Here is a 6,507-nt window from a genome sequence, read left to right as displayed (position 1 = left end):
CGTAGCGAGCGGAGCGGAGCGCGAGGTAGGAGCGTCCCGCGAAGTGAGCGAGGATGGTGAGTGACCGAGAAGACAGGGAGCCGCTGTGATCGACGATACTCTCCTCGAAGCCGAGGAAAAGATGGACAAGGCCGTGTCGGTGGCGAAGGAAGACTTCGCGGGCATCCGCACCGGTCGGGTCACCCCGTCGATGTTCAACAAGATCAGCGCTGAGTACTACGGGACGCCCACTCCCATTCAGCAGCTTGCCTCGTTCCACGTGCCCGAGGCGCGCATGGTCATCATCCAGCCTTTTGACAAGAGCTCGATGGCCGCGATCGAGAAGGCGATCCGCAACTCGGACCTCGGTGTGAACCCTGGTAACGACGGAGCGGTGATCCGGGTGGCCTTCCCCGAGCTGTCGGAGGAGCGCCGCAAGGAGTACATCAAGGTCGCCAGGAACAAGGCGGAGCACTCCAAGGTCTCCATCCGTAACATTCGTCGTAATGCCAAGGAGATCCTGGACAAGCTGGTCAAGGATGGCGAGGCCGGTGAGGATGAGGTGCGCCGGGCGGAGAAGGAGCTTGACGACCTCACCCAGAAGCATGTCGCCAAGATTGACGAGCTGCTCAAGCACAAGGAATCCGAGCTGCTTGAGGTTTGATCCATGATCCTTGTCCCGCGCGGGCGCTCCGTGCGGGACAAGGATTTTGTGTATGTATGAAAGTAGGACCCCCTGTGGAACCCGTGGCGGGCAGTAGCCGTACCGGCCGGAATCTCCCCGCTGCGGTGGCGGTAGGTCTCGCCCTGGCAGCGGTCACCATAGCCTCCCTCTACTTCGTAAAGGTGCTCTTCCTCGTCGTGGTGATCGCGGCGGTGGGCGTCGGAGTGACGGAGCTGGTCAGGTCGTTCGAGGAAAGGGACATCAGGATCCCGCTGATCCCGGTTCTGGTCGGCATGGCCGCCATGCTGACCGGCGCCTACTGGGGCGGGCCCGCCTGGCTGGTCGGCGTCTTCGCGATGACCGTGCTCGTGTTGATGATCTGGCGGATGTTCCTGGGCACCGAGAACTACGTCCGCGACATCACCGCGACCGTCCTGGTCGTCGTCTATCCCTCCCTGCTCGCGGGGTTCGCGGCGTTGCTTCTCACCCACCCGACCAAGGGCGCGGACCTGGTGCTCGTCTTCATCGCCACCACGGTCGCGAGCGACATCGGTGGATATTTCGCCGGGATATCCCTTGGCAGGCACAAGATGTCCCCGACGATCAGTCCGAAGAAGACCTGGGAGGGCTTCGCCGGCTCGGCACTGGCCTGCATGGTCGTGGGCGGCTGGCTGGTGGCGTGGCTGCTGAAGGACGACATCTGGAAGGGTGTCCTCATCGGCGCGGTCGTGGTGGTCTTCGCCACTCTCGGTGACCTGGTCGAGTCGGTGATCAAGCGTGACCTCGGCGTCAAGGACATGAGCAGTGTGCTTCCCGGCCACGGCGGCATGATGGACCGCCTCGACTCCCTCGTCGTGGCGCTGATTCCGGTCTGGGTGCTGTTCACCCTGCTGCTGTGAGAGGGCTTCATCCGGTCCCGGTGAGCCGGGTCGCCGACAGGCGCGGAAGCACCGCCCGGTAGCCCTCGGCCGAGACCAGGTTCAGCTCGTCCGGCGTGATCGGGATGAGCCAGAGCCAGTGGACGGAGTCCCCGCCGAAGGAGAAGCCCGACAGGTCGGGCAGTCCTGGCAGCCCGGTCAGCATCATGACCCCGCCGTAGGCGGAGCCGAGCGGGAAGGTCTCCGGCCGGTGGTACCACCTGGCGGTGTGGCCGTGGCCCAGCCAGGTGACCGAGTGCCAGGGGTACTGTGCCAGCCACAGGAAGAGCCGGGCCGCGTCACGGGCGTCGCCGGGGGTGGCGACGGCGAGTTCGACCCGGGCGTAGGCGTCGGGCCGGTCGATGTACTGCTCGACGGTGGGCATCCGCTGGCAGCTCATCCCGACGGTGGACAGGATCGTGTACTCCCGGTCCCGCTCCGGCGGTCGCTCGGTGATGCCCACCGTGGGCATCCGCTCGCCCCCGGCGTCCCAGAACCGGCCCGCGGTGCCGACCCTGCGGTCCAGATGGCCCATCACGAACTGCTGGAACGACGCCCAGGCGCCGTCGCCGCCCCGCCACTCCCAGTAGGCGCGGGCCTTGGCGATCCGGGAGGCCAGGCCGTCGTGGGCCTCCTCCAGCGACCAGGCGAGCGGGGACTCGCCCAGCGCGTCGCGGCAGTAGCCGGGCATTCCCCGGCTCATGTCCGCCCAGCCGGGAATGACCGCGAGCAGCTCCTCGTTCTCGTACAGGGCGACGCCGTCGCCCTCCTCGAACCACAGCGCCCGCAGCGCGCCCAGGGGGCCTCTGCCGTCAGGGTGCCGGGTGCTCGCCCGGGGGGCGGTCGGTGGGAGTGCGGAGTCCAGCCGGTCCCGGTCGAGCCCTTCGGGAGCGGGGCCGTGATTGGCCAGCCAGACGGCTCCGTGCACCTCCCCCTGCGAACCGCACAGGTAAGCTACCGAGGAAGTCTCGTCGCGTTCGACCACCAGGGTGCGGCTCCGGTAGGGATTGACGTCGGTGAGCACGACCTCGACGCCGTCTCCCCGCTCTCCCGTGGGGCGGTTTGTCGCCATACCTCCGGACTCTAGATTACGGTCGGGCACCGCTTCGAGTATTCGCGTAACCGTCGAGAGAAGGCATTGGACGTGTCGACTGCCAGTCCGTCCGGGACCCCCGTACCCGGCCAGCTCACCTTCGTGGCGCCGCGCCGGGCCAAGCCCGCCCGCCACCTGGCCGACCTGACCATGGCCGAGCGCCGGGCGGCGGTCACCGAGCTGGGCGAGAAGCCGTTCCGTGCCGACCAGCTCTCCCGGCACTACTTCGAGAAGCTCAACGGCGACCCCGCGCTGATGACGGATCTTCCGGCCGCCGCCAGGGAGAAGTTCGCCGCCGCGTTCTTCCCCAGCCTGCTGACCTCCGTCCGGGAGATGACCACCGACGCCGGCACCACCCGTAAGACGCTGTGGCGGCTCTTCGACGGCGCGCTGGTCGAGTCGGTGCTGATGCGCTACACCGACCGTACGACCATGTGCGTGTCCTCGCAGGCGGGCTGCGGCATGAACTGCCCGTTCTGCGCCACCGGCCAGGCGGGCCTGACCCGTAACATGACCACCGCCGAGATCGTCGAACAGGTCGTGGCCGGAGCGCGGGCGCTGGCCGCCGGTGAGGTTCCCGGCGGTCCCGGGCGGGTCAGCAACGTGGTCTTCATGGGCATGGGCGAGCCGCTGGCCAACTACAAGGCCGTGGTCGGCGCCGTCCGCCGCATGGTCGAGCCCGCGCCCGACGGCCTGGGCATCTCCGCCCGGGGGATCACCGTCTCCACGGTCGGTCTGGTCCCGGCGATCGGCAAGCTCGCCGGGGAGGGGCTGCCGGTGACGCTGGCGCTCTCGCTGCACGCCCCCGACGACGAGCTCCGCGACACCCTGGTGCCGATCAACACCCGGTGGAAGGTCGCCGAGGTCCTCGACGCGGCCTGGGACTACGCGGCCAGGACCAAGCGCCGGGTCTCCATCGAGTACGCGCTGATCAAGGACATCAACGACCAGGAGTGGCGGGCCGACCTGCTCGGCAAGCTGATCAAGAACAAGCTCGTGCACGTCAACCTGATCCCGCTCAACCCGACCCCGGGTTCCAAGTGGACCGCCTCCCGGCCCCAGGACGAGCGGGCCTTCGTCAGGCGCCTGGAGTTCCACGGTGTGCCGGTGACGGTCCGCGACACCCGCGGCCGCGAGATCGACGGCGCCTGCGGCCAGCTCGCCGCCGCCGAGTAACCTCCCGCCTCACCGTACGGCTGCGCCCGCTGAGGCGCCGACCGCCGCCAGGCTCCTCTTGGCCAGGCGGCGCTCCCCGGCCGCCTCACACTCCCGCCGCATCGCCAACCGGCCCGGGACGGCCCGTCCGGATTCCCAGCCGTTCCCCTCGACCGGCATCCCGCAAAGCGGCGATCACCTCACCGTCCCGTCGACGGCCGTCCTGTCCCCGGACCTCGGGCGGTGCTCGCCGGAAGGTCGCGCTTCGTGAGCCGGGTCCTTCAGGGACTCAGGCGGCGGAGGCGTGCGTACAGGGTTAGGCCTGCGGCGGTCCAGAAGAGGGTGGCGGCGGAGACGGGGAGCAGCACCTCGTCGAGCAGGCCGTCGTTGGCGGCGCGCATCCAGGGCATGATCGGCACCGAGAGGCGGCCCACGGGAGTCAGGCTGACCAGCAGCAGGGCGAGGTAGCCGCCGAACAGGACGAGCATCGAGACCGCGGGGGAGGCCAGGATCGACCGGCTGGTCAGCGCGCCCAGCGCGGTCCCGGCGCTCACGCCGAGCAGGTGCAGCGCGATGCCGCTTGCCAGGTCGGCGGGGGCGGGCGTGGCGGCGAAGCCGTGGATCAGCGGGAGCCCGACCGCGATCGTCGCCAGGCCGAGGTTGACCGTCAGCGCGGCGAGCAGTCCCGCCCCGATCTCACGGCCCGGCCGCCCGGCCGCCGTCATGGAGATCAGCCGCTGGGTCGGGGGCTCGGTGTCGAGCAGCCCGCGGGCGGCCCAGGCGAAGATGAGGATCAGCAGTCCGGCCGAGTCGGCGTACGCGGACAGCTCCTTGCCGGGCGGGGTCAGCGTGGAGTAGAAGATGGCCAGCATCATCAGGAGCCCGATCAGCGGCTGGAACAGCCGGTGTGACCGGGCGTAGGCGGAGAGCTTGAAGCGCGCGAGGTGGATCATGATGACCGCCTGGTGAGATAGCCGTCGGCGCGGAGCTTCTGTTCCACCTCGTCGGCGTCGTCGGCGTCCACGATCACCTCGATGACCGCCTGGCGTGCCGGCAGGCGCTCGGCGTCCCGTGGGTGATCGAGCCGGGCGTCGGCCGGGCGCGCCTGAGGATCGGGCGTGTGCGGGGTGACCGTGGCGTCCGCGACGAGCCAGTGGACGGCGCCGGGGAAGGTCCGGAGCTGGTTCTGGTGGTCGCTGACCACGACCATGCCGCCGGCCGAGGAGATCTCGTCGATGATCAGGGGGAGTTCGGCGCGGGTCTGCTCGTCCAGTCCGGCGAAGGGTTCGTCCAGGATCAGCAGGTCCGGCGGGGTCAGTAGCGCCTGGATGAGCCCGATCTTCTGCGCGCTGCCCTTGGACAGGTCGCCCAGCGGTTGCTCCAGGAGGTGGGAGGCGTTCAGGCGCCCGGCCAGTTCCACGGCGGAGGCGGGGGAGCCGCCCCGGATCCTGGACATGTGGGCCAGGTAGGCGGCGACGGCGAACGGCTGGTCGGTGGGGAACACGTCGGGGGCGTAGCCCACGGTGCCGGGCCGGTCGGAGACCGAGCCGTGGGAAGGGGGGAGGAATCCCGCGAGCAGCCGCAGCAGCGTCGACTTCCCGGCGCCGTTGTGGCCGGTGACCTCGGTGACGGAACCCGGGTGGAGCGAGAGCTCGACGTCCTTCAGGATCCAGGGGCCTCGGCGGGAGTATCGGAAGGACACCTGGGAGAGCCGCATAACCGGTCACCATACCGGGATCATTCACTTATCGAGGGAATCTCCGGCGTCACGTCGGCCGCGCCGGAACGCTCCGCTCCCGCACGGTTTCGACGCCCGCCACGACCCTCGACCCCGTTCGCGACACTGTTCCGATTACTCGCTTTTACCCGGCAATTCCCCTCAGAATGGAGGTCTTCGGCTGAAAGGCCAATAGGCGAGAGGCGAAAGGACGCGGGGTTGAACCGCTTTCCACGGGTTCTCGGGGTGCGTACGGGATATGACCCCGATCAGGTGGATCTGCTGGTCCGCCGGATCGAGGGCACCCTCGGCAGGGGCGCCCCGGAGGGGGAGCCGATCACCGCGGACGAGATCCGCGACGCCCGTTTCCGCACGAAGCTCGGCGGCTACCACGAGATCGCCGTCGACTTCGCGCTGGAGGCCTTCATCGTGGCGATCGAGACCCGGCCCACCGGGGCGGACGGACGTCCGATCGTTCCCGCGCGCCGGCAGTCCGTGCCCTGGCCGACCGCGCCCCAGGAACAGGAGCGGGCACAGCGCGCCGAACCGCCGCTCCGGGATCCGGGGGCGGCCGCGGTCGCCCGGCATCCCGGAGCCACCGAGTGGGACCCGAGGGGCGGCGGGCGGGAACCGGTGGCCGTCGCCCGGCATCCTGGAGCGGCCGAGTGGGAGCCGGTGGCTGACGGGCCGCCGGAACCGCTCGGCGCCGACGAGATCGAGGAGCACGCCGTCCGGGTCGAGCGGGCCGCCTTCAGGCCCGGACGGCTCGGCATGGGCTACAACGAGGACCAGGTCGACATCTTCCTCGACCGGATCGTGGCCACCCTGCGCGGCACCACCGACCAGCCCCTCACCCCCGATGAGGTGCGCGGAGCGAGGTTCGCCACGGTGCTGCTGAGGCCGGGCTACGCGGTCGGCGAGGTCGACGAGTTCCTCGCCGACCTGGCGGGTGTCCTTGAGGCCCGCCTCGGCCGTTGAGGTG

The 6,507-nt window shown here is 69.7% G+C and carries 7 protein-coding genes; 4 read left to right on the top strand and 3 right to left on the bottom strand.

Annotated elements, in window-relative coordinates; all coding sequences use genetic code 11:
* Positions 1-85: 85 nt before the first annotated feature.
* Positions 86-643 carry a ribosome recycling factor gene (gene frr, locus AB0J58_RS03335; RefSeq protein ID WP_343971771.1) on the top strand — a complete coding sequence of 186 codons (558 nt, stop codon included), beginning with the start codon at positions 86-88 and terminating at the stop codon, positions 641-643.
* A 74-nt stretch (positions 644-717) separates the two neighbouring features.
* Entirely contained in the window at positions 718-1,542 is an 825-nt protein-coding gene (locus AB0J58_RS03330) for a phosphatidate cytidylyltransferase (protein WP_364209589.1), read from the top strand.
* 7 nt (positions 1,543-1,549) lie between these two features.
* Here AB0J58_RS03330 and AB0J58_RS03325 read toward each other — a convergent pair whose 3' ends face one another.
* Entirely contained in the window at positions 1,550-2,632 is a 1,083-nt protein-coding gene (locus AB0J58_RS03325) for a suppressor of fused domain protein (protein ID WP_364209586.1), read from the bottom strand.
* Positions 2,633-2,704: 72 nt separating this feature from the next.
* On the opposite strand from AB0J58_RS03325, the gene rlmN reads away from it, so the two are divergent.
* Positions 2,705-3,829, top strand: coding sequence for a 23S rRNA (adenine(2503)-C(2))-methyltransferase RlmN (rlmN, locus tag AB0J58_RS03320; protein ID WP_343971762.1), 1,125 nt, complete (start codon positions 2,705-2,707; stop codon positions 3,827-3,829).
* 260 nt (positions 3,830-4,089) lie between these two features.
* On the opposite strand, the gene AB0J58_RS03315 is transcribed toward rlmN, so the two are convergent.
* Together AB0J58_RS03315 and AB0J58_RS03310 are read right to left on the bottom strand one after the other, a co-directional pair.
* Positions 4,090-4,761 (bottom strand): hypothetical protein, encoded by a 672-nt coding sequence (locus AB0J58_RS03315; protein WP_364209583.1) that lies wholly within the window; start codon positions 4,759-4,761, stop codon positions 4,090-4,092.
* Positions 4,758-5,525: an ATP-binding cassette domain-containing protein gene (locus AB0J58_RS03310; RefSeq protein WP_364209580.1), complete on the bottom strand. Its 768-nt coding sequence runs from the start codon at positions 5,523-5,525 to the stop codon at positions 4,758-4,760. Before AB0J58_RS03310 ends, AB0J58_RS03315 begins: the two co-directional genes overlap by 4 nt.
* A gap of 219 nt (positions 5,526-5,744) precedes the next feature.
* Here AB0J58_RS03310 and AB0J58_RS03305 point away from each other — a divergent pair, with 219 nt between their 5' ends.
* A complete protein-coding gene (locus AB0J58_RS03305) occupies positions 5,745-6,503 on the top strand; it encodes a DivIVA domain-containing protein (protein ID WP_364209577.1) in 759 nt (252 codons plus the stop codon).
* Positions 6,504-6,507 lie beyond the last annotated feature (4 nt).

Source organism: Streptosporangium sp. NPDC049644 (assembly GCF_040675205.1).
Classification (GTDB): Bacteria; Actinomycetota; Actinomycetes; order Streptosporangiales; family Streptosporangiaceae; genus Streptosporangium; species Streptosporangium fukuiense.
Note: the sequence above shows the minus strand (reverse complement) of the source record. Positions and strands in the feature narration are given on the sequence as shown.